This is a genomic window from Spirillospora sp. CA-108201 (genome assembly GCF_050936235.1).
In the GTDB taxonomy this organism is placed as follows: Bacteria; Actinomycetota; Actinomycetes; order Streptosporangiales; family Streptosporangiaceae; genus Spirillospora.
In genome coordinates this window covers 8,637,370-8,660,179 of the sequence record NZ_JBNJNE010000001.1, presented here as the reverse complement: position 1 = coordinate 8,660,179, position 22,810 = coordinate 8,637,370, and the positions used below count along the sequence as shown (strand labels likewise).

Genomic DNA, 22,810 nt, shown 5'->3' with positions numbered 1-22,810 from the left:
AGGGACTGATCATGGCATCCGGGCGCGGGGGCTCCCCCGCCATGAAGATCACCGCGCTCGCCGCGGGTTTCGTGATGGCGAGCGTGGACGCCACGGTCATGCAGATCGCCGGGGCGACCGTCCAGGAGCGCCTGCACGCCCCGCTCAGCCGGCTCACCTGGGCCGTCGACAGCTACGTGCTGACGTTCGCGGCCCTGCTGATGCTGGCGGGCGGGCTCGCCGGGCGGCTCGGGGCCCGGCGGGTCTACCTGTGGGGCATGGCGGTGTTCCTCGCCGCCTCGCTGGCCGCCGCGCTGGCCCCCGCGATCGAGGTCCTCATCGCGGCCCGCCTCGTCCAGGGCGCGGGCGCCGCGCTGTTCATGCCGAGCTCGCTGGCGCTGCTGGTCGAGGCGTTCCCCGACCCGCGGCGCCGCACGCGCGTGCTCGGCCTGTGGTCGGCGATCGTGTCGTCCTCCATCGCGCTCGGCCCGACGATCGGCGGCGTTCTGGTGGGCACGCTCGGCTGGCGCAGCATCTTCCTGCTCAACGTGCCGATCGCGATCGCGGGCATGGCGCTGGCCCGCCGCCACATCGCCCCCGTCCCCGGCCGACCCGCTTCGCTCGCCCTCCCCGGCCACGCCGCCCTGGCCGCCGGCCTCGGCGCCCTGAGTTTCGCCCTCATCGAGGGGCCGCACCGCGGCTGGACCTCGATCCCCCTCCTCACCGCGCTCGCCGTGACGCTGGGCACCACCGCACTCCTTCTCGTGCGGGAACGCCGCGCCCGCACCACCGTGATGCCGTGGGCGCTGTTCCGCGGCCCGCGCTTCACCGGCGCCAACACCGTGGGCTTCCTGTTCAACGCCGCGTTCTTCGGAACGCTGTTCCTGGTCGGCCTGTACTTCCAGCACGGCACGGGCGCAGGCCCGCTCCGGGCCGGCCTGATGGTCCTCCCGATGACCGTCTTCCTCCCGCTGAGCAACCTGGCCTTCGCGCACCTGTCGGCCCGCGCCCGGACCGGCCCCCTGCTGACCGCCTCCCTGCTCCTGGCGGCCGCGTCCTCGTTCGCGCTGACCGCGCTCACCTCGTCCGGCCCCTACTGGACGACCGCCGCGGCCCTGGCGGCGACCGGCATCGCGGGCGGCATCACCTCTCCCGCCATGACGGCGGTCATGGTCGACGCCGCAGGCCCCGGTAACGGCAACGTCGCCGGTTCCGTCCTCAACACGGGCCGCCAGATCGGCACGCTCATCGGCATCGCGGTCGTCGGCGCCATCCTCGGCGCGTCCACCGACTGGACGACCAGCGCGATCATCGCGTTCTCCCTGATCGGAGCCGCCTACACCGCCGCGGCCCTGGCGGCCTGGCGCCTCATAACGCGCCCCGAACGAACCGCCCCGCGCGAACAGCCCCCCATCCCAGCACCCACCCCCTGCCACCACACCCGAACCGCGTAACCCCACCCACCCGATCGCGCATCCGCGCAGTACAGGAGGTGGCCGTCCATGGGGCCGATCAAGATGTGGGCATCGAGGGGTTGGCCCCAGCTGGCGACACCGCGATGCGGGGTCGGGGGTACTCATCGGGTGCGGCCGGACCGGGAGGCGATCCGCTCGGTGCCTGGGGGGGAGCGCGTCGTGGTGTCAGGGGACTCGGGCGGTCCAGGCGGGGGTGGTGAACTTGTTGGTCGCGTACTTGTCGGCGAGACGTCGCTCGTCCTCGGTCACGCGGTCGTCGGAGAGGCCGTAGCGGCCGCGGAAATGGGCGATCATGCGGTCGATGATCTCTTCACGGGAGAGGCCGGTCTGGCGGCGGAGCGGGTCCACGCGCTTGACCGCGCTGGCGATGCCCTTGTCGGAGATCTTCTCCCGCCCGATGCGGAGCACCTCCAGCATCTTGTCGGCGTCGATGTCGTAGGCCATCGTCACGTGATGCAGCACGGCGCCGGCGGCGAGCCGCTTCTGCGCGGCCCCGGCGATCTTGCCGTGGTCGGAGGTGATGTCGTTCAGCGGCCGGTACCAGGCCCTGATCCCGAGTTCGCCCAGCGCGCCCAGCACCCAGTCGTCGAGGAAGGCGTAGCTCTCGGCGAAGGACATCCCGGCCACCAGGCTCTCCGGCGCGTAGAGGGAGTAGGTGATGGTGTTGCCCGGCTCGATGAACATCGCGCCGCCGCCGCTGATCCTGCGGACCACCTCCACGCCGTGGCGTTCGGCCTCCGCGGCGTCGACCTCGTTGCGCAGCGACTGGAAGCTGCCGATGACCACCGCCGGCGACGCCCACTCCCACACCCGCAGCGTCGGCGGGCGGCGTCCCGCGCCGACCTCCTCGGCGAGCACCTGGTCGAGGGCCATGTGCAGCGCAGGGTCCTGCGGCGGTTCATGAATGAGGCGCCAGTCGTGCTCGCGCCAGTCGGACGCGCGCGCGACGGCCCGCCGCACCGCGATCCCCACCGCCTCGGCGGTGATGCCGAGCATCACCGTGTCCCGCGGAAGGCTCGCCTGCACGCGGGCCCCGATCGCCCGCGCGTCGAGCCCCGCCGGCAGCCCGTCCAGGGCCGCGTTGATCGTTTCGAGGGCGTCGTCCGGCTCCAGGAAGAAGTCGCCGCTGATCCGCGGGCCGCGCAGCACGCCGTCCACGACGTCGACGTCCGCGACGACCAGCTTGCCGCCGGGGACCTTGTACTCACCGTGCATCACGTCAATCTGAACCCCGCGGCCTCGCGCTGGATTCCGCCGCGTGCGGGACCATGGTGCGGCGGGAGGCGACCGCTGCGGCTACTGTTCCGGAAACCGGACCACAGGAGGGGGCATGCCGAAACCGGGAAGGCCGGTGCGCGGCTCGTCCGGGGGCCGCCCGCTCATGGCGGCGCTGGACCTCTTCGGCCGCCGCTGGACACTGCGCATCGTCTGGGAGCTGCAGGACGCGCCCCTCGGCTTCCGCACCCTCCAGCAGCGCTGCGACGACATGTCCTCCAGCGTCCTGCGGCAGCGGCTCCTCGAACTGATCGACGCGGGCCTCGTCCACCAGACGCCCGAGAACCTGTACGCCCTGACGGGCCTCGGCCGCGACGCCCGCGAGGCGCTCCGCCCGCTGTCGCGGTGGTCCGACCGATGGGCCGCGGTACTCGACGAAGGCCCCGGCTGACACGGCCCCCTTGCGTTTCGATTTTCGAAGCATCAGACTGCTTCGAAAATCGAAGCACTTCGGAGGCCGCCGTGCCACGCGTACCGCCGCTCGCCCCCCCGTACACTCCCGAGATCGCCGCTGCCCTGGCCAAGTGGATGCCGCCCGGCGTCGCGCATGACCCGCTGGTGCTGTTCCGCACCCTGCACCGCAACCCCGAACTGGCGTCCCGCATGCGCGTGCTCGGCGCCGGACTCCTCGCCCACGGCCGCCTGCCCGCCCGGGACCGCGAGATCATCATCGACCGGACCTGCGCCCGCACCGGCTGCGAGTACGAGTGGGGCGTCCACGCCGCGACGTTCGGTGAGAGCGCCGGGCTCGACCACGAACAACTCCAGGCGACCGTGTCCGGCGACAGCACCCCCTGGTCACCGAAGGACCGCCTCCTGATGAACGCGGCCGACGAACTCCATGACGCGGCTCGCATATCCCGCCGAACCTGGAGCGCCCTCACCGAGCACTACGACGACCCGCAACTACTCGAAATCGTGGTGCTCGCCGGCTGGTACCGCACCATCAGCCAACTCATCAACACACTGGAACTCGACAACGAGCCCTGGGCCCCTTCCTTCCCCACCTCAACATCCCCGTGATCCCCACTCACCACGGCGCCTGGCCCGCCCCTGACACGGCCGCACCACCCCTGGGCTGCGCGCCGGTGTGGTCTTGTGGCTCTGGTGGTGGGGTTGGTTCGGCAAGGTGGGCGGGGGCATTGTTGAATGGCGGCGTCGCAGGGAGGGCGGTCTGGGTGAGCAATCTCGACGTCAAGCCGAAGCCGGTCGAGTGCGGGGGGCGGGAGAGTGTCCCGGGAGGGCCGGTTCATGAGCTGCTGCCTCCCCGGCGGGTGCCGCTCGGTGAGAGCACGGTGGTCCGGAGGTTGCTGCCCAGCATGGGGCGGCGGATGGTCGGCGCCTGGTGCTTCGTCGACCATTACGGGCCGGACGACATCACCGACGAGCCGGGCATGCAGGTGCCTCCGCATCCGCACATCGGCCTGCAGACGGTGAGCTGGCTGCACGGCGGCGAGGTGCTCCATCGCGACAGCCTGGGCAGTCTGCAGACCGTCCGGCCGAAGGAACTCGGGCTGATGACGTCGGGGCGGGCCATCGCGCATTCGGAGGAATCGCCGCGCGGACACGGTCCCGTCCTGCACGGGGCCCAACTCTGGGTGGCACTGCCCGATTCGGACCGGAACACGGATCCCGCGTTCGAGCATCACGCCGACCTGCCCGTCGTCGACGGCCCGGGGTTCAGCGCCACCGTGATCCTCGGGGAGCTGGACGGGACCGCGTCGCCCGGCACGGTCTTCACGCCCATCGTCGGGGCGGACATCGCGTTGGCGGGCGGTGCCGACGTGCGCCTGCCGGTGGAACCGGACTTCGAGTACGCCGTGCTCACGATGTCCGGCGTCACGGAGGTCGACGGCATGCGGGTGGACCCCGGCTCGATGCTGTACCTGGGATCGGGCCGCCGCGAACTGCCGCTGACGGCCGACAGCGCGAGCGGGCTCGTGCTGCTGGGCGGCGAACCGTTCGAGGAGAAGCTCGTCATGTGGTGGAACTTCGTCGCCCGGACGGGAGAAGAAATCGCCCGCGCCCGTGAGGACTGGATGGGAGGCGACCGCTTCGGTGCCGTGCGCGGCTACGACGGCTCCCCCATCCCGGCACCCGCCATGCCGGCGACACCACTGAAGCCAAGGGGCCGGACTCGCTGAACAGCGTCCCGCCCCCGGTGGTGGCCGGCCCGACCCGGTTGGCGCACTCATGGCTCTTCTCACTGGCGCGAACCTCGCAGACTCCCCCGGCGGAGCGGCCTCACCTCAGTTTCTTGGCCGGGGCGCGCTCCTGACTTCGGCGTCCCTGGCGCGGGAAGCCCTCGCCAGGTTGGTCGGGTGCTGCCTCTGGGGTCGGCTCCGGGTGTTCAGAGCGACTGGGGTGTGGGTGGGTGCGGAGGGTGGATACGAGGGTGTTCAGCATGAGGAGCCCGGCTGCGGCGGCGAGGGCGTTGAGGGCCACAGCGGCGGCTGGGTGTTCTGCGGGGGTGTAGCCGCCTGGGCGCAGGAGCGCTACCGCGAGTTTCCAGGCACCCCAGGCGAAGAGGGAGCCGGACGCGGTGAAGCCGAGTGCCATCGGCGGCCAGGCGGGCATGTTCGGACGGGCGGAGCTGACGGCCAGGACGCTCAGTGCGCCGAGGAGCGCCCAGAGTGCCGAGTCGCCCAGGAGGAGACGGCTGTTCAGGTCGACGAGGTCGCGGTGTGCGAGGCCGAGGCCTGCGCCTGCCGACCAGAGCGTCCAGAAGGCGATCGGCGCGGCGGTCAGGAGGGCGGCGGTGCGTGCGCGTCCGACGGCGGTTCTTCTGCGGTCGGGAAGACGTCCCAGGAAGGCGGCCGGCCAGCGTTCCCGCATGTAGATGGGGAGCGCGATGGCGAGGCCGATGGCCATGCCGGTGAATCCGATGCCGATGAAGGTCGTCTCCCAGGACGGTGCGGCGTCGCCGCCGGTGTCCTTCTCACCGGAGCCCAGGACGGCGCTGACCAAGATGTAGGGCAGCAGGGGTATCAGGAAGCCGCTGCCCATCCACGTGAAGAAGACCAGGGGCACGGCTGGAATCCGCCATCGCGTGCCCCGAGCCAAGACGAGCCCCAGCGCGATCCCGGTCGCGGACATGTCGACCGTCACCGCGTTGAGCACGATCCAGTCCGCGCCGCCGAAATGCGCCGGAACGTGACCGAGCATCGCGGCCGCTATCCATACGACCTTGACCACCAGATACAGCGACAGCGACGCGGCGGCTCCGTAACCGCCGAGCCGTCGCGCCGCCGTCCATTTCGTCCCGAATGCTTCGGACATCTCCGTCATGATCGAAGACTGGCGTCCGCCGGGCGGGCGCCGGTTCCCCCGCGCGGGGAGTCCGCCTCACCCGCGCGGTGGATATCGCGCCGGTTCTACCGGTCGGCCGGCAGGAACTCGTCGAGGGCCTCGGCGACGAGGTCGGGACGTTCGAGCGTCTGCATGTGCGGCGTGCCGGGAAGCTCCCGGTAAGTCGAGCCCGGGATGCGCTCGGCGATGCCGGACATGATCTCCGGGGTGGTCGAGGCGTCCGACTCGCCCGCGAGCACCAGGGTCGGGAAGTCCTTCCCGGCGAGCCGGCCTTGGACGTCCACGCCCTGGAAAGCCCGCCAGGCCGCGGCCCAGCCGGCGGAGTCGAAGCGCCGGATGCGCTCCCGCGCGTACCGGACGCCCCACGGGTCGGCGGCGAGTGCGTCGGGCGTGAACCAGCGCGTCAGGGTGGGGACGACCTGCGCCTCCATGCCGTCGGCCTCGCCGGAGCGGGCACGGGCCTCGAAGGCGTCGAAGGCGTGGTCGGTGGTGGCGAGCAGGGCGAGCGAGGCGACGCGTTCGGGCGCGCGGACGGCGGCGGTCTGGGCGATGCCGCCGCCCATCGACAGGCCGACGACGTGCGCCCGTCCCACGTCGAACGCGTCGAGGACGCCGAGCAGGTCAGCGGCGAGGTCGTCCATGGTGAACGGCCGGGGCGCGCCGGCGGCGGCGCCGTGGCCGCGGAAGTCGTAGGCGAAGACCCGCCGGCCGTTCGCCAGCCGCTCCATGACGGGCTCCCACATGCGCCAGTCCACGCCCAGGGAATGCGAAAGGATCACAGCCGGTCCGCGGTCGCCTCTCTGCGCGACGACGGTCTCGTGGTCGGGAAGGGCGACGCGGTGCATCCGCGGCGGCTCCGGAATCCCCTGCTCCGCGAGGATGCCGTTGACGACGGCCAGCGCGTCCAGGGCGCGGGGGAAGCCGGCATAGACCGAGATGTGCTCGCAGAGCGCCAGAAGCTCGGACGGCTCGACCCCCTGCCGCAACGCTCCCCGCACATGGCTCGCGAGGCGGCGTTCGGCGCCTCCCAGGGCCGCGATGATGGCGACGGAGGCGAGCTCGCGCGCCCGGCGGCTCAGTTCGGGCCGGGCCAGCGCCCCGCCGAAAGCGCCCTCCACGACGGCTTCGAACATCTGCGGGGACGTCCGGAGCACCTCACCGAGCGCCTCTTCGGGCTCGCGCCCCATCAGCCCCTCGTACTCGCGCCGCCCGCGCTCGCCGCGGTCCATCTCGTGCTCCTCGGTCAGCAGTCCACGCTCTGTGGGACGCCTCCATGCTCCTGCCGGCACCGGCGAGATGTCCAAGACCTGATGAGGCTAGAGTTCATATCTCTGGCTTATCATCCGCCGCACGACGTGGCGGTCACGGTCCGATCGAGGCGAGGTCCGGACGGCGCGCGGCGAAGTCGATGAACGCGGCCAGCGCGGGGCTCGGACGGCGTCCGGCCGGCCAGGCGAGGGACGGCGCCCAGGTCGGTTCGGGCTCAAGGCGGACGATGCTCACCGGCCGGCCCGGCTCCTCGGCCACCGAGCGGGGGACGACCGCCGCGGCCAGTCCCACGCTCGCCATGGCCCTGGCCGTGCTGTACTCCCGCGTCTCGAAGCGGATGCGCGCCGTCGCGCCGGCGGCCGCCAGGGCGGAAAGGACGATCTCGCGGATCACCGAGCCCGGCGAGCAGCAGACCAGGTCGGCGCCGTCCAGCGCGGCGACGGGCACCCGGTACGTGCCCGCGAGCGGCGCCGACACCGACGTGATGAGGACGAGCGGCTCCTCGCCGAGCGGGAGGGACTCCAGCCGCCGTCCCTCCTCCTGCGGCGGCATCCGGACGACGGTCGCCGCGTCGAGGCGTCCCCCGCCGAGGCCCGCGACCATCTCCTCGGTGTTCATCTCCCGCAGTTCCACGTCGACCGCGGGGAACTCCGCGGCGAACTCCGCCAGCAGGCGCGCGAGCCGGGCCGTCAGACCGCGGGCCCCGCCGAGCCGGATCCGGCCCCGCGTCCCCGCCGACCAGCCGCGCATCTCGTCCTCGACCGCCGCGATGTCGGCCAGGATCCGCTCCGCGTGATCCAGGAGGGCCGCCCCCGCCGGGGTCAGCTCGACCCGGTGGTTGTTGCGCTCGAACAGCGTGATGCCGAGTTGCCGCTCCAGCTTGCGGATCTGCTGGGACAGCGCGGGCTGCGCGATCTGCAACGTCTCCGCCGCACGCGTGAAGTGCAGCTCGCGCGCCACCGCTCGGAAGTACTCCAGCTGGCGAGAACCCATCATGTGCTCATGCTCTCATCGCAGAGCGGGTCATGTGCTGCACCTATCGCCGCATGACAGGCGGTGCTAACGCAGAGGCAACAGGCGGCTCACCACACTCCCGATCATGGATTCCGCCGCAGGACGGCGTCGATGAGACGGGCCGTGCTTCTCGCCGGCGCGACGCTCGCCGCGATCGCGCTGCTCGTGGCCGGTTCCGCGTCGTTCGTCTACGAACCCCCCGCCGTCCCTAGGATGACCGCGACCACCCCGGCCCCGAGGGGGCAACCGACGCCCGTGTTCACCCGTTCCCAGCGCGAGGACCTCACCCGCGCGCTCCGCCGGTACCTGGACGGCCGACGCGGCGATCTGTCGATATCGGCGCGCGAGGTGTCCACCGGCCTCTCGTACTCCTACGGTGAAAGCCTGCGCACGGCGACGGCCAGCATCGTCAAGGTCGACATCGTCATCGCGCTGCTTCTCCAGGCGCGGCACGAGCGACGCGCGCTCACCTCCGCCGAGAAGGTCCTGGCCGAACGTGCGATCAAGGTCAGCGACAACGACGCGGCGAGCGGCCTGTGGCGGATCATCGGCGGCGCGGACGGCCTCGCCTCCGCCAACAGGGAACTGGGACTGCGCGACACCGAACCCGGCTCCGGCGGCTCCTGGGGTTCGACGACGACGAGCGCCGCCGACCAGATCCGGCTGCTGGCCGCCCTCACATCCGAAGACGGCCCGCTCGGTCCCGCGGACCGCCGCTACGTTCGCCGGCTGATGGGAACCGTGACGCCGGAGCAGGCGTGGGGAGTCGGCGCTCTCGGAACCGGCGCCGAACTGAAGAACGGCTGGCTCCCGCGCGAACGGCACGGCGGCGCCTGGACGGTCAACAGCATCGGAATCGTCCGCGCCGCGGGCCGCACCTTCCTGCTCGCCGCCCTCTCCGAACGCAGCGCCACCCTGCGGGACGGCGTCGCGGCCGTCGAGCACGCCTGCAAAACCGTCGCCGCGGCCCTCACCCGCGCCTCCATCGAAACCTGAACGGCCCGTTCACCTGCGATGTTCGCGAGACCCGCCCCGGGGCCGTCATACTCTCCGTCAACCAGGGCCCGTCCCCCCGCGCCGAAGGAGCCGCCGGCATGCGTACTCGTCCGCTGTACGACGTCGTCGCCGTCCTGGCGCGGCTGGGCGTGGGCATCGTCTTCATGGCGCACGGCTGGCAGAAGATCGAGGCGGGGGTCACCGCGACCGGCCGCTCGTTCGACGCCCTCGGCGTGCCGCTGCCGACCGCCGCGGCCGTCTACTCCGCGTTCGTCGAACTCCTCGGCGGGGCGGCGCTGATCGTCGGGCTCGGACTGCCGATCACCGGCGTCCTTCTGTTCATCGACATGGCGGGCGCGTTCGTCTTCGTCCACGCGGACCAGGGCCTGTTCATGGTGGACGGCGAGACCGTGCAGAACGGCTACGAACTGGTCGTCGTGCTCGCCGCGGCCGGCCTGCTGTTCGCGGCGGGCGGCGGCGGCCGGCTGACCATCGACCAGTGGGTCGTCGCGAAGCGCCTGCATCGCCCCGAACAGGGCGACAAGGACGAGGAGGACGCGGCGAGCTTCGTGGAGTCGCTGCGCCAGGCCGAACTGAAGCCCGCGAAGAAGCCGCGCCGCTCCCCCAAACCCCCCGCGATCCCCGTGCCGGAGCCGTCCGAGAAATCGGACAAGCCCGCCGACGACCCCGACGACGTGCTCGTGGCCGGGCGCCGCAAGCCGTCCCAGCGCCGCCGCGCCTCGACCACCCAGCCGACCAGGCGCCCCACCGACGACACCGAGCCGCCGTCGTCCTGAGGCGGGCGAAGAGGGGACCCGCCGAAGCCGAGCCGCGGCCCCGCCGTCCCCCGGACCACGGTCGGGGAGGGGACCCGGATCTTCCGGATCCCCTCCCCGACCGCAGGGCCCGACTGATCAGGACGGTGGCCGCACCCGGTGCGACGTGCCCGGGATCAGCTGCAGCCGCTGGTGGAGCCGCAGCCCTCGCAGACGTAGCAGCTGCCCGCCGGGCGCATCTTCGTACCGCAGGTGAGGCAGAGCGGCGCGTCGGCCGTGCGGCCCTGGCGGCTCTCGATGACCTCCATGGACGAGTGCGCCTCGCCGCCCGCGGCCGGGGCGGGCGCCGCCGGCCGGGCGATCTCGGCGGACTGCGCCAGGGACTCGGGGTCGACCTCCTCCTCGACGTGAAGTGCGGCGGGGTCCTCGCCGTTGGCCTGCATCGCGCGCTCCCCGGCGGTGAAGATGCCGAGGCCGGCGCGCTCCTCGTACGGGAGGTGGTCCAGCGCCAGGCGGCGGAAGATGTAGTCCATCACCGAGGTCGCCATGCGGATGTCCGGGTCGTCGGTCATGCCCGCCGGCTCGAACCGCATGTTGGTGAACTTCTCCACCCACGTCTCCAGCGGGACGCCGTACTGGAGGCTGATGGAGATCGCCATGGAGAAGGCGTCCATCACGCCGGCGAGCGTGGAGCCCTGCTTGCCGAGCTTGAGGAAGACCTCGCCGACGCCGTCGTCCGGGTAGGACGAGGCGGTCATGTACCCCTCGGCGCCCGCCACGGAGAAGCGGGTCACGGTCGCGGGCCGCTGCTTCGGCAGCCGCCTGCGGACGGGACGCGGCGCCGTCTCCGCGGGCGCCGCCGCCTTCGGCTCCTCCTTCTTGCCCGCGGCGGACAGCGGCTGGCCGACCTTGCAGTTGTCGCGGTAGATCGCCAGGGCCTTCAGGCCGAGCCGCCAGCCCTCGAAGTACACCTTCTCGATGTCCTCGATGCTGGCCTGCTCCGGCATGTTGACGGTCTTGGAGATCGCGCCGGACAGGAACGGCTGGACGGCCGCCATCATCCGGACGTGCCCCATCGGGCTGATCGCCCGCTCGCCCATCGCGCAGTCGAACACCTCGTAGTGCTCGGGGCGCAGGCCGGGCGCGTCCACGACGTGGCCGTGCTCGGAGATGTACTCGACGATCGCCTCGATCTGCTCCTGCTGGTAGCCGAGGTTCTTCAGCGAGCGCGGCACCGTGTGGTTGACGATCTGCATGGACCCGCCGCCGACGAGCTTCTTGAACTTCATCAGCGCGAGGTCCGGCTCGATGCCGGTGGTGTCGCAGTCCATCATCAGGCCGATCGTCCCGGTGGGGGCGAGCAGGCTGGCCTGCGCGTTGCGGTAGCCGTTCTTCTCGCCGGCCTTCAGGCAGTCCGCCCACTGCTTGGCGGCGGCGGCGTGGATCGCCTTGTCCATCGCGTCGAGCGTGCGGACGTCGTCGTTGGCGGCGGCGTGCTTGCGCATGACGCGCTTGTGGCCCTCGGCGTTGCGGGCGTAGCCCGCGTACGGGCCGACGACGCCCGCGATCTCGGCCGAGCGGCGGTAGGCGACGCCCGTCATCAGCGATGTGATCGCCGCCGCGAGGGACCGTCCGCCCTCGGAGTCGTAGGCGTGCCCGGTCGCCATCAGCAGCGCGCCCAGGTTGGCGTAGCCGATGCCGAGCTGCCGGTAGTCGCGGGTCGTCTGCGCGATCTTCTCCGTCGGGAAGTCGGCGAACGTGATGGAGATGTCCATCGCCGTGATGACCAGCTCGGTGAGCTTGACGAACCTCGCGACGTCGAACGCGTCCTCGGGGGTGAGGAACTTCAGCAGGTTGATGCTCGCGAGGTTGCAGGACGAGTTGTCCAGGCTCATGTACTCCGAGCAGGGGTTGGACGCGGTGATCCGCCCGGTCTCGGGGTTGGTGTGCCAGTCGTTGATCGTGTCGTCGTACTGGATGCCGGGGTCGGCGCACTCCCACGCCGCCTTGGCCATGAGCCGGAACAGCTCCTTGGCCTTGATCGTCTCGACGACGTCGCCCGTCATGCGGGCGCGCAGCGCGAACTGGCCGTCCGACTCGACCGCGTGCATGAACTCGTCCGACACGCGGACGGAGTTGTTGGCGTTCTGGTACTGGACACTGCCGATGTCCTTGCCGCCGAGGTCCATGTCGAACCCGGCGTCCCGCAGCGCGCGGATCTTGTCCTCCTCGCGCGCCTTGGTCTCGATGAACTCCCCGATGTCGGGGTGGTCGACGTCCAGCACGACCATCTTGGCGGCGCGGCGGGTCGCGCCGCCCGACTTGATCGTCCCGGCGGACGCGTCGGCGCCGCGCATGAACGACACCGGGCCGCTGGCCGTCCCGCCCGAGGACAGCAGTTCCCGGCTGGAGCGGATGCGGGAGAGGTTCAGGCCGGCGCCGGAGCCGCCCTTGAAGATCACTCCCTCTTCCTTGTACCACTCCAGGATCGACTCCATCGTGTCGTCCACGGACAGGATGAAGCACGCCGAGACCTGCTGCGGGGACTTGGTGCCGACGTTGAACCAGACGGGGGAGTTGAAGCTGAACAGCTGGTGGACCAGCGCGTACTTCAGCTCGTGGTCGAAGATCTCGGCGTCCTCCTCGGAGGCGAAGTAGCCCTCCTTGAGGCCCGTGTCCACATACATCCGGACGACACGGTCGACGAGCTGCTTCAGGCTCCATTCCCGCTGCGGCGTGCCGACCGCCCCGCGGAAGTACTTCGACGTGACGATGTTGACCGCGTTCAGCGACCAGAAGTCGGGGAACTCGACGCCGCGCTGCTCGAAGTTCACCGAGCCGTCGCGCCAGTTGGTCATGACGACGTCACGACGCTCCCAGCGCATCTCGTCGTACGGATGCACGCCGGGCGTGGTGAAGATGCGCTCGACCTTCAGCCCCTTGCGGCCCCCCTTGCCGCGCCGCGCCGCCGAGCCGCTCACCGTCTCCGTCATGACCTTCCCCCTCTCGGACCCTCCCGCCGGGCCCTGTCCAGGAACAACCACGCCGCCGCACGGGCCATGCCCGCGCGGAGACGTCTTTACTTGTACTGATGTGTTTCCGGAACCGTCCCTACCGGGACGGGCCGGGCTCCCCCGAGGAACCGGCCTTCCGCAGTGCTTCGATCTCCTTGGCGAAGTCGTCCAGCGACTCGAAGCTCCGGTAGACCGAGGCGAATCGCAGATAGGCGACCTCGTCGAGTTCGCCGAGCGGCCCCAGGATCGCGAGGCCGATCTCGTGCGAGGGGATTTCCGCGGACCCGGACGACCTGATCGCCTCTTCGACCCGCTGCCCCAGCTTCGCGAGCGCATCCTCGTCGACCGGACGGCCCTGGCAGGCCCTGCGCACACCGGCGATGATCTTTTCCCGGGAGAACGGCTCGGTGACCCCGCTGCGCTTGGCCACCATCACGAGCACATTCTCCTGCGTCGTGAATCGCTTGCCGCATTCCGAGCACGACCGGCGACGCCGAATGGCGCCCCCGTCATCGGTCGAACGGCTGTCGATCACTTTGGTGTCGGGGTTGCGACAGAACGGACAGTGCACGTTCAATCCCTCCCCTGACGTAAACGAGTTACACCGATGATAGCGCCACATATAGGGAACTACATCGATGTGACTACTAGATGTTGTGGTCAACCGTACGGCCCGCCGGACGCCTTCGCAACCTCGTCCGCAGCCCCTCGCGTCACATCCGCCACGTCCGCGCAGGTCATCTCCGACACCTCGATCTTCCCTCCGGGCGTGTCGTCACCCAGCGCCTCCGGAGGGCCCCTCCCAGTGACCCTCATCAGCCCAAACTCCCGCCAAGACACCCCCACCCCTCCCCCGCGAGCAGCCCGCAGCCCGCCGATCTCCACCCACCGTTCACCGCAACCCCGGCTCGCCGCTCGCGAGCCACCACGCGCCCCCACACGCCCGCACCGAAGGCAGACCTGCGCATCGCCGCCAGCCGCCAGCCGCCAGCCGCCAGCCGCCAGCCGCCAGCCGCCACCACGGTGACCACGCCAGAGCAACGCCGACCCCAATGCTCACTCGACTGCGACTGACGTAAGGGTCGTCCAACACGGCCGGCCATCACCGGAGGGGACGGCCCCGCCACCTCCGCAGCAGGGGAATCAGATCTCCGAACCTGCGGCACCCGCCGTAACCGAACGCGACGAAACCGGGCGCGGCGGTCAGCTCGCCGGAAGCAGGAGTTCCTGGCCGGGATGGACGGTGGGATCGCCGGCCAGGCCGTTGAGATCGATGATGCGCTGCACCGCGACGCGCGGGTCACCGCCGGGATCGGCGGCGGAGGCGATGCCCCAGAGGGTCTCGCCGGGCTCGACGACGACCGTTTCGGCGGGACGGGACGGGGCGCCGTGGCCCTGCCGGGCAACGGCGAAGGCGCCCGGCCCCACGGTGAGCCAGAGCAGTACGAGCGTCACAGTCGCGGCGAAGGCGACCAGGACGACGCGGCCCCGGCGGGTCAGGCGGATCGGGGGACGGTCACTGTGGGGTGAACCCGGCATCTCTCCCCTCCTCGACTTCGAATGCATTTTCGATCGAACGTCTGTACGATGTTCTACCAGGGGCCGCGCGGAAAAAGCGAGCACATCTTCGAACAATTGTTTGATCATCGGGCCTGGACGCGATAGCGTTCCATGACAAGGAGTGACGGATCGAGGCGCCCGGGAGGCGACGAGCGATGAGCAAGGTCCGGGAGCTGCCCGACGGGCCGATGGACGAGACGGGCCTGACCCAGCGACAGCGCATGGTGCTGGAGGTGATCCGTGACTCGGTCCAGCGCCGCGGCTACCCGCCTTCGATGCGCGAGATCGGCGAGGCCGTGGGCCTGACCAGCACTTCCAGCGTGTCGCACCAGCTCCGGGCGCTCCAGCGCAAGGGCTTCCTGCGGCGCGACCCCAACCGGCCGCGCGCGGTCGAGGTGCGGGTCCCGGGCACGACGCCGGTGCGCGCGCACGAGGAGGCCTACGAGCCGGCCTCGGGGCAGCCCGCGCCCGCCTACGTGCCGCTCGTCGGCCGCATCGCCGCCGGTGGCCCGATCCTCGCCGAGGAGGCCGTCGAGGACGTCTTCACGCTGCCGAAGCAGCTCGTCGGCGAGGGCACCCACTTCCTGCTGAAGGTCACCGGCGACTCGATGATCGACGCCGCGATCGCGGACGGTGACTGGGTGGTCGTGCGGCAGCAGCCGGTGGCCGAGCAGGGCGACATCGTGGCCGCCATGATCGACGGCGAGGCCACGGTCAAGACGTTCAAGCGCCGCGACGACGGCCACATCTGGCTGATGCCCCAGAACCCCGCCTACGAGCCGATCCCCGGCGACGAGGCATCGGTGCTCGGCCGCGTAGTGGCAGTCCTCCGCAAGATGTGACGCCGCCTCCAGCGGCCGCCGGAGAACCCCGGCGGCCGCTGAACGCACACCCAAAACACCACAAGCCCGTAGTCCATGCATGCCACCCGCGCCCGCCACGAGCGCGCGACAGGCGCGCACACCGCCACCGCGCGCCACGCACCTCACTCCGCACCCGCCAAAGCAACGCACGCCGCCTCGGTGCGCACCATCTCGCGCACGCAACGCCGCGCACCATCTCGCGCACGTCATGCCACCTCACACGCGCTACGTCACTGGCGCCACTCCGCAAGCGTTACGCCATGCACGCCGTCCCGCATACGTCGCGCACGCCAAGCCACATGCGCAACTTCACGAACCCACACCACGGCCACCCCGCGCACCACTCCGTTCATGCCATCTCGCATGGTCATGGCGCTCAGGCAACACCGTGGAAGCCACGCTGCGCGCGCCGAGTCAGGTCACTCGCGCCACCTAGCAAAGGCTGCGCACGCCACGTCATGTCACTCGCACGCCACGGCCACGACGCGCGCCTTCCCGCGTTCGCCGTCCCGTGCATGTCATGCTGCATGCGCCGTGCACGCCGAGCCACGCGAGCGACGCCATGGACCCCAATTCCGGCCACGGCCACCCCGTGCGAGCCATCTCGGACACGTGACGCCGCGCAGGCAACGGCGTGGGATCAAGCTCCGCACGCCACGCTAGGTCACTCGCGCCACCTCGCCCACGTCGGGCTACGCCTGTCCACCCCGTGTACGTCACCGCCCATGTGCGCCGTTCCGCGCGTGTCACGTTGTGCGTGTCGTCTCAGGTGGACAATCCCCACGTGTGGCATCTCGGGCAGGTCACGCCAAGCATGTCCGTCCTGCGTGCGCCGCGCCGTGTGCGGCGCCTCATGCGCGTTGCGTTGCGTGCGTTGCGTTGCGTGCGTTGCCTTGGTGGGCAGCCCGCTTGCGGCGAATCGCCTCGTCGTGCCGCGCGGGCATGTTGGGGCGAATCCGTGGACGGCGGGGTGCTTGCGCCGTTTTGTGTGCGCTATGCCGCGCGCTGGTGGAGACCCTGGCCGGGGTCTGGGAGGGGCGTGTTGGGAGGTTGGCGCCGCGCCGCTCGGGTGGGAGCGGCGCGGCGTTGCGGGTCAGCGTTTGGGGACGATGTTGACGATCTTGGGGGCGCGGACGATGATTTTGGCGATGTCGGCGCCGGCCAGGGCGTCCTGGACCTTGGCCGAGGCCAGGGCGCGGCGTTCCAGTTCCTCTTCGGCGATGCCGGGCGGGACGTCCAGGCGGTCGCGGACCTTGCCGGCGACCTGGACGACGCAGGTGACCGACTCCTCCACCAGCAGCGCGGGGTCGGCCGTCGGCCAGCCCGCGCGGACCACCGGTGCGGTGCGGCCCAGCAGCTCCCACGCCTCGTCGGCGGTGTAGGGGGCGAACAGCGACAGCAGGAGCGCGATCGTCTCGGCGGCCTCGCGGACGGCCGGGTCGGCGGCGCCGGGGCCGGAGTCGACGGCCTTGCGGGTCGCGGTGACCAGCTCCATGATCCGCGCGATGGCGACGTTGAACCGCTGCGTCTCGACCAGCGTGGTGACCTCGTCGACCGTGCGGGCCGTGGCGCGGCGCAGGGTCGTGTCGCCGGAGGCGACGTCCGCGCCGGGCGCGGAGGAGACCTCGGAGGCGATGCGGTGCACGCGGGACAGGAACTTCGACATGCCGTGCGGGGACACGTCGGCCCAGTCGATGTCGTCCTCGGGCGGGCCGGAGAACAGGATCGCCAGGCGGACGACGTCCACCCCGAACTCGCCGATCTGCTCGCCCAGGTCGACGCCGTTGCCCAGCGACTTCGACATCGCCTTGCCCTGGTTGATCACCTGGCCCTGGTTCAGCAGGCGGGTGAAGGGCTCGGTGAAGTCGACCATGCCCATGTCGTACAGGACCTTGGTGAAGAACCGGCTGTACAGCAGGTGCAGGATGGCGTGCTCGACGCCGCCCGTGTACTGGTCGACCGGCATCCACTTGCGGACCTGCTCGACGTCGAACGGGCCGCCCTCGTAGTCGGGCGAGCAGTAGCGGAAGTAGTACCAGGACGAGTCGACGAACGTGTCCATGGTGTCGGTGTCGCGGGTGGCCGCGCCGCCGCACTTGGGGCACTCGGTGTTGACCCAGTCGGCCGCGGCGGCCAGCGGCGAGGTGCCCTTGGGAGCCAGGTCGGCGCCGCGCAGGCCCTCGGGCAGGGTCACGGGCAGCTGGTCGTCGGGGACGGGGACCTCGCCGCACGCCGCGCAGTGCACGATCGGGATCGGGCAGCCCCAGAACCGCTGGCGGGACACCAGCCAGTCGCGCAGCCGGAAGTTCACCGACGCGCGGCCGGTGCCGCGCTCCTCCAGGATCCCGGTGATGCGGGCGATGCCGTCGGTCTTGGTCAGCCCGTCGATGGGGCCGGAGTTGACGATCGCGCCGTCGCCGGGGGTGGCGACGCCGGTCTCGGCGGGGTCGGCCAGGCCGGTCTCGACGACGACGCGGACGGGCAGGCCGAACTTCAGCGCGAAGTCCAGGTCGCGCTGGTCGTGCGCCGGGACGGCCATGATCGCGCCGTGCCCGTACTCGGCCAGGACGTAGTCGGACGCCCAGACGGGCAGCCGCTCGCCGTTGACCGGGTTGACCGCGTAGCGGCCGAGGAACACGCCGGTCTTCTCACGCTCGCTGGACAGCCGCTCGATCTCGCTCTCGCGGGAGACCTCGTCGCGGTAGGCCTCGAACGCGGCGCGGTGGTCGGGGTGGCAGACCTCCTCGGCCAGCGGGGCGTCGGCGGCCACGACCATGAACGTCGCGCCGTACAGGGTGTCGGGGCGGGTGGTGTAGACGGTGACGGGCTCGTCGCGCCCCTCGATCACGAAGTCGACGTCGGCGCCGGTGGAGCGGCCGATCCAGTTGCGCTGCATCAGCAGGACGCGCTCGGGCCACTTGCCCTCCAGCTGCGCCATGTCGTCCAGCAGCCGGTCCGCGTACTCGGTGATCTTGAAATACCACTGGGTCAGCACGCGCTTCTCGACCAGCGCGCCGCAGCGCTCGCAGTGGCCGCCCACGACCTGCTCGTTGGCCAGGACGGTCTGGTCCTTCGGGCACCAGTTGACGTGGCCGCCCTTGCGGTAGGCCAGGCCCCGCTCGTAGAAGCGCAGGAACAGCCACTGCGTCCACTTGTAGTACCCGGGGTCGGAGGTGTGCAGGCGCCGCGTCCAGTCGAAGGACGGGGCGTAGCGGTGGAAGGAGGCCGCCTGCGTCTCGATGTTGGCGTACGTCCACTCGGCGGGGTGCGAGTCGCGCTTGATGGCGGCGTTCTCGGCGGGCAGGCCGAAGGAGTCCCAGCCGATCGGGTGCAGGACGTTGAAGCCGCGCTGGAACCAGTAGCGCGCGACGACGTCGCCGATGGCGAACGCCTCCGCGTGGCCCATGTGCAGGTCGCCGCTGGGGTAGGGGAACATGTCGAGGGCGTAGCGGCGCTCGTCGGCGGTGCCCTTCTCGTCCGCTTTGAACGGGTCGAGCTCCTCCCAGCGGGCCTGCCACTTGTCCTGGACCGCCCGTGGGTCGTACCCGTCGTTCAGGGGGGACGCCCCCCCGGTGCCCCCCGGCGTTGCGCGGTGGGGAACGTCGCTGCTCACGCTTCTGACTCCGGTTCCTGCTGCTGGGTCGTGGCCGTCCGCCGACATGAAACGGCCCCTCGCACAGGAGGGGCCACCACGCTGACGTCAGTGCGTCAACGCGGTCCTTCGAGGAGCAGCCTGGTTGGCATACCTCAAAGAGTAGCGCAACCGCAACCCCGCCCGCCGCGACTCAGTGCCCCGACTCCTGGCGGGCCATGGACACGACGCCGGTCACCTGCACGCGGGTCAGCTCCAGATCGGCGCCGACGGCGGACAGCGTCTCCTCCTCGGAGACGGTCAGCGGGCCGTCGACCAGCGCGATCTCGGCGGCGGCGCGCAGGATGCTCTCCCGCGCCTCGGGGGCGAGGGCCGAGGCGGCGCGTCCCATCTCGACGCGGACCTCGTCGAAGGGACGGCCGAGGTCGGCGTTCAGGGCGGACTCGTCGTACCCGGGCTCGCCGGCCTGCCGGACGACGGCGACGGCGCGGGATCGGGCGGACGCGTTGGTGTAGTCGCCGGAGCGCAGGACCTGGGCGATGGCCAGGCGCAGCAGCATCGCGGGCATCTGCGCGAGCTGCGCGGTGGTGGGGACGTCGAGCACGCCCGGGTTCCAGCGGCCCTTGCAGGTGTCGCATTCGACGAACTCGCCGCCGGCCTTCGTCAGCGGGATGACCGGGATGAAGAACAGCGTGAAGAAGTTGCGCCCCTGCCGGCGGCGGTAGTCGCGGTCGCCGCCGCACCCGGGGCAGTGGAAGGTTCCCCTGGTCAGGGTGAAGAACACCACCCGCCAGCCGAAGATGATCAAGATCGCGCACCCTTTCTCGCTGCAGCGGCACATGCTAGCGCCGCCGGGCGGCGGGCATCCGGCCCGGGTGGGGCGGCCGCGCGAGCCGTCCGGATCCGGTCACGGCGCCGGAGGCTTGACGGGGGCGGCCCCCATCCCCGATCCTCGAACTAATAGGAAGGTTTCCTATAAAAGAAGTCGGACCTCCCCGCGGGCGCGCCGCTCTCCGTCGCCCGCACCCCCCGGGGCCGGGCGGGACCGCGGTCCCGTCCGGCCCCCTCCCCTCCAGGGCCACCGCCGCGACGACGGAAACGCCACGTCAAAGCCCGCGAACCATGGCGCCGGGCGAGCCCATACAGCAGGATGTGCGGAACGGTTTCATACACTCGTCGGTAACTAACCGGCCGGTCACCTTTCCGCGCGAGGAGTGCCATGCTCAACCTGTCCGTGCTGCTGGAGGACGCCGCCCGGGAGACGCCCGACCGCGACGCCGTCGTGTTCGGCGACCTCCGGCTCTCCTACTCCTTCCTCGACCAGGTCGCGAACCAGGTCGCGAACCTGCTGCGCGAGCGCGGCATCGGGCCGGGCGACAAGGTGGCGCTGTCCAGCCCGAACCTCCCGTACTTCCCGATGGTGTACTTCGGGGCGCTCAAGGCGGGGGCGGTGGTCGTCCCGCTGAACGTGCTGCTCAAGCCGCGGGAGATCGCCTACCACCTCGGCGACTCGGGCGCCAGGGCGTTCTTCTGCTTCGAGGGGACGCCGGAGCTGCCGCTCGGCGAGATGGGGCGCGCCGGGTTCGAGCAGGCGGAGGGGTGCGAGCACCTGTTCCTGCTGCCCGCCGACCCCTCGGCCACCGAGTCCCCGGTCGAGGGGGCCGAGCTGTTCTGGGCCGCACTCGCCGGGAAGCCGGGCACCTTCGAGACGGCGCAGACCGGGCCGGGCGACACCGCCGTGATCATCTACACCAGCGGGACGACCGGGCAGCCGAAGGGCGCCGAGCTCACGCACAGCAACCTGCTCATGAACGCCATGGTGGACGACACGCTCTTCTACCGGACGCTGCACGACACGTCGCTGGTGACACTGCCGCTGTTCCACATCTTCGGGCAGACGTGCGTGATGAACGTCGGCCTCTACCGCCGCGCGACGCTCGTGATGCAGGCGAGGTTCGACGCACGGCAGGCCGTCGAGCTGATGGTCAGGGAGAAGGTGAACATCTTCGCCGGCGTCCCGACCATGTACTGGGGCCTGCTGACCGACGAGACCTCCGACGAGGACATCGCGTCGATCCAGGAGAACCTGCGGGTCGCGGTGTCGGGCGGGTCGGCGCTGCCGATGGAGGTCCTCAAGGGGATCAAGACGAAGTTCGGCGTGGACGTCCTGGAGGGCTACGGCCTGTCGGAGACGTCGCCGGTGGCCTCGTTCAACCGCCCGGACCGCCCGACCAAGCCCGGCTCGATCGGCCTGCCCGTGTGGGGCGTGGAGATGAAGCTGATCGACGACGACTGGAAGGAGATCGAGGGCGAGGGGCCCGGTGAGATCGCCGTCCGGGGCCACAACATCATGAGGGGCTACCACGGGCGGCCCGAGGCGACCGAGGCCTCCATCAGGGACGGCTGGTTCCGCACCGGCGACGTGGCCCGCCGCGACGAGGAGGGCTACTACTACATCATCGACCGCTCCAAGGACATGATCATCCGGGGTGGGTACAACGTGTACCCGCGGGAGCTGGAAGAGGTCCTGATGACCCACCCGGAGGTGTCGCTGGCCGCGGTCGTGGGCGTCCCGCACCCCTCGCACGGCGAGGAGGTCAAGGCGTACGTGATCCGCACGCCCGGCGCCTCCGTCGGCGAGGACGAGCTGGTCGCGTGGGGCAAGGAGCAGTTCGCCAGCTACAAGTACCCGCGGATCGTCGAGTTCCGCGACGAACTGCCGATGACGGCCACCGGCAAGATCCTCAAGCGGGAGCTGCGCTAGCCGCCCGCGGGGCCCGGGGCCTCGCCCGCGGGGCTCGGGGCCTCAGCGGATGCCGAGGTCCTGGGTCCCGACGACGCGCAGCAGTCTCATCGCCTCGTGCGAGGGCGTGCCGGGCGTGGTCGTGTAGAGGACGACCCGCTGGTCGCGTTCCGGGACGTACAGGACATCGCAGTGCATGTCCAGCTCGCCGACGACGGGATGCGTCATGCGCTTGCGGCTGCCGCGCCTGATCCCGACCTCGCCCTCGTCCCAGAGCCGGGCGAACAGCGCGCTGCGGCCGGCGACCTCGGCGACCAGCCCGGCGATGCCGGCGTCGCCCGGATAACGGCCGAACGCCGCCCGCAGGTCGGCCACCAGTCCGCGGGCGAACTGCGTCACGTACTCGTCGGCACCGTACTGCTCGATGTCGGGGCCGGCGAACAGCCACCGGACGACGTTGCGGTCATGGGGCGCCTTCGCCGCGAAGTCGGTCATGAGCGCCGCCGCGAGCGGGTTCCAGGCGATGATGTCCTGCCGGGCGCTGAGCACGTAGGCGGGCGTGTCGTCCAGCCGTTCGAGCAGGTGGACGATGCCCGGCGGGACGTCCTGCGAAGGGCCGATCGGCGGTTCCGGCGTCTCACCGGCGAGGCCGAAGAGGTAGGCGCGCTCGTCGTCGGTCAGCCTCAGCGCGCGCGCCAGCGCACCGAGGATCTGCCTGGACGGGCGAGGTCCGCGTCCCTGCTCCAGCCGGATGTAGTAGTCCACCGACATCCCGGCCAGCCGCGCGACCTCTTCCCGGCGCAGACCGGGGGTTCGGCGGCGCGTCCCTCCCGGGAGCCCGACGTCCGCGGGCTGGATGCGGGCCCGGCGGGAACGCAGGAACGCCGCCATCTCCTGTCTGTCCATGTCCTCCAGCATGTCCGATACGGCGGACCGGCCGCCGGG

18 protein-coding genes are annotated in these 22,810 nt (G+C 71.1%); 8 read left to right on the top strand and 10 right to left on the bottom strand.

All coding sequences use genetic code 11. The annotated features are described in order from the left end of the window. Nucleotides 1-11 precede the first annotated feature (11 nt). Nucleotides 12-1,433, top strand: coding sequence for an MFS transporter (locus tag ACQEU6_RS41400; protein WP_499339174.1), 1,422 nt, complete (start codon nucleotides 12-14; stop codon nucleotides 1,431-1,433). A 186-nt stretch (nucleotides 1,434-1,619) separates the two neighbouring features. On the opposite strand, the gene lplAB is transcribed toward ACQEU6_RS41400, so the two are convergent. After that, entirely contained in the window at nucleotides 1,620-2,669 is a 1,050-nt protein-coding gene (lplAB, locus tag ACQEU6_RS41395; protein WP_499339173.1) for a lipoate-protein ligase LplAB, read from the bottom strand. 115 nt (nucleotides 2,670-2,784) lie between these two features. Here lplAB and ACQEU6_RS41390 point away from each other — a divergent pair, with 115 nt between their 5' ends. From ACQEU6_RS41390 to ACQEU6_RS41380, 3 genes are all read left to right on the top strand, one after another. Beyond that, nucleotides 2,785-3,120, top strand: coding sequence for a winged helix-turn-helix transcriptional regulator (locus ACQEU6_RS41390; protein ID WP_499339171.1), 336 nt, complete (start codon nucleotides 2,785-2,787; stop codon nucleotides 3,118-3,120). A 71-nt stretch (nucleotides 3,121-3,191) separates the two neighbouring features. Then, nucleotides 3,192-3,752 (top strand): carboxymuconolactone decarboxylase family protein, encoded by a 561-nt coding sequence (locus ACQEU6_RS41385; protein WP_499339169.1) that lies wholly within the window; start codon nucleotides 3,192-3,194, stop codon nucleotides 3,750-3,752. A 155-nt stretch (nucleotides 3,753-3,907) separates the two neighbouring features. Then, nucleotides 3,908-4,873 carry a pirin family protein gene (locus ACQEU6_RS41380; RefSeq protein ID WP_499339167.1) on the top strand — a complete coding sequence of 322 codons (966 nt, stop codon included), beginning with the start codon at nucleotides 3,908-3,910 and terminating at the stop codon, nucleotides 4,871-4,873. 100 nt (nucleotides 4,874-4,973) lie between these two features. On the opposite strand, the gene ACQEU6_RS41375 is transcribed toward ACQEU6_RS41380, so the two are convergent. The 3 genes from ACQEU6_RS41375 to ACQEU6_RS41365 all read right to left on the bottom strand — a co-directional run bounded on the left by ACQEU6_RS41375 (nucleotide 4,974) and on the right by ACQEU6_RS41365 (nucleotide 8,303). After that, the gene (locus ACQEU6_RS41375; protein WP_499339166.1) at nucleotides 4,974-6,008 is read right to left on the bottom strand and encodes a hypothetical protein; all 1,035 of its coding nucleotides are present in this window, start codon (nucleotides 6,006-6,008) and stop codon (nucleotides 4,974-4,976) included. Nucleotides 6,009-6,103: 95 nt separating this feature from the next. Next, nucleotides 6,104-7,267 carry an alpha/beta hydrolase gene (locus ACQEU6_RS41370; RefSeq protein ID WP_499339165.1) on the bottom strand — a complete coding sequence of 388 codons (1,164 nt, stop codon included), beginning with the start codon at nucleotides 7,265-7,267 and terminating at the stop codon, nucleotides 6,104-6,106. Nucleotides 7,268-7,400: 133 nt separating this feature from the next. Further along, nucleotides 7,401-8,303 (bottom strand): LysR family transcriptional regulator, encoded by a 903-nt coding sequence (locus ACQEU6_RS41365; protein ID WP_499339163.1) that lies wholly within the window; start codon nucleotides 8,301-8,303, stop codon nucleotides 7,401-7,403. Nucleotides 8,304-8,432: 129 nt separating this feature from the next. Here ACQEU6_RS41365 and ACQEU6_RS41360 point away from each other — a divergent pair, with 129 nt between their 5' ends. Together ACQEU6_RS41360 and ACQEU6_RS41355 are read left to right on the top strand one after the other, a co-directional pair. Then, nucleotides 8,433-9,317 (top strand): serine hydrolase, encoded by an 885-nt coding sequence (locus ACQEU6_RS41360; protein WP_499339162.1) that lies wholly within the window; start codon nucleotides 8,433-8,435, stop codon nucleotides 9,315-9,317. 98 nt (nucleotides 9,318-9,415) lie between these two features. Beyond that, complete coding sequence (locus ACQEU6_RS41355) at nucleotides 9,416-10,114, top strand: DoxX family protein (protein WP_499339160.1); 699 nt, start codon at nucleotides 9,416-9,418, stop codon at nucleotides 10,112-10,114. Between the two features lie 155 nt (nucleotides 10,115-10,269). On the opposite strand, the gene ACQEU6_RS41350 is transcribed toward ACQEU6_RS41355, so the two are convergent. The 3 genes from ACQEU6_RS41350 to ACQEU6_RS41340 all read right to left on the bottom strand — a co-directional run bounded on the left by ACQEU6_RS41350 (nucleotide 10,270) and on the right by ACQEU6_RS41340 (nucleotide 14,646). Then, a complete protein-coding gene (locus tag ACQEU6_RS41350) occupies nucleotides 10,270-13,086 on the bottom strand; it encodes a vitamin B12-dependent ribonucleotide reductase (protein WP_499339159.1) in 2,817 nt (938 codons plus the stop codon). A gap of 118 nt (nucleotides 13,087-13,204) precedes the next feature. Beyond that, nucleotides 13,205-13,678, bottom strand: a complete 474-nt coding sequence (gene nrdR / locus ACQEU6_RS41345) for a transcriptional regulator NrdR (protein WP_141583086.1) — start codon at nucleotides 13,676-13,678, stop codon at nucleotides 13,205-13,207. 632 nt (nucleotides 13,679-14,310) lie between these two features. Then, a complete protein-coding gene (locus ACQEU6_RS41340) occupies nucleotides 14,311-14,646 on the bottom strand; it encodes a LysM peptidoglycan-binding domain-containing protein (protein WP_499339157.1) in 336 nt (111 codons plus the stop codon). A 176-nt stretch (nucleotides 14,647-14,822) separates the two neighbouring features. Between ACQEU6_RS41340 and lexA the strand changes: the two genes are divergently transcribed. Continuing rightward, nucleotides 14,823-15,509, top strand: a complete 687-nt coding sequence (lexA, locus tag ACQEU6_RS41335; protein WP_499339155.1) for a transcriptional repressor LexA — start codon at nucleotides 14,823-14,825, stop codon at nucleotides 15,507-15,509. Nucleotides 15,510-16,623: 1,114 nt separating this feature from the next. Here lexA and leuS read toward each other — a convergent pair. Together leuS and ACQEU6_RS41325 are read right to left on the bottom strand one after the other, a co-directional pair. Continuing rightward, nucleotides 16,624-19,086: a leucine--tRNA ligase gene (leuS, locus tag ACQEU6_RS41330; RefSeq protein WP_499340518.1), complete on the bottom strand. Its 2,463-nt coding sequence runs from the start codon at nucleotides 19,084-19,086 to the stop codon at nucleotides 16,624-16,626. 229 nt (nucleotides 19,087-19,315) lie between these two features. Beyond that, on the bottom strand, nucleotides 19,316-19,930 hold the full coding sequence (locus ACQEU6_RS41325; RefSeq protein ID WP_499339154.1) for a hypothetical protein: 615 nt from the start codon (nucleotides 19,928-19,930) through the stop codon (nucleotides 19,316-19,318). Nucleotides 19,931-20,341: 411 nt separating this feature from the next. On the opposite strand from ACQEU6_RS41325, the gene ACQEU6_RS41320 reads away from it, so the two are divergent. Next, a complete protein-coding gene (locus ACQEU6_RS41320) occupies nucleotides 20,342-21,886 on the top strand; it encodes a long-chain-fatty-acid--CoA ligase (RefSeq protein WP_499339152.1) in 1,545 nt (514 codons plus the stop codon). Between the two features lie 42 nt (nucleotides 21,887-21,928). Here the strand turns inward: ACQEU6_RS41320 and ACQEU6_RS41315 are convergent, their stop codons facing one another. Then, nucleotides 21,929-22,771, bottom strand: coding sequence for a helix-turn-helix transcriptional regulator (locus tag ACQEU6_RS41315; RefSeq protein WP_499339150.1), 843 nt, complete (start codon nucleotides 22,769-22,771; stop codon nucleotides 21,929-21,931). Nucleotides 22,772-22,810: the final 39 nt, after the last annotated feature.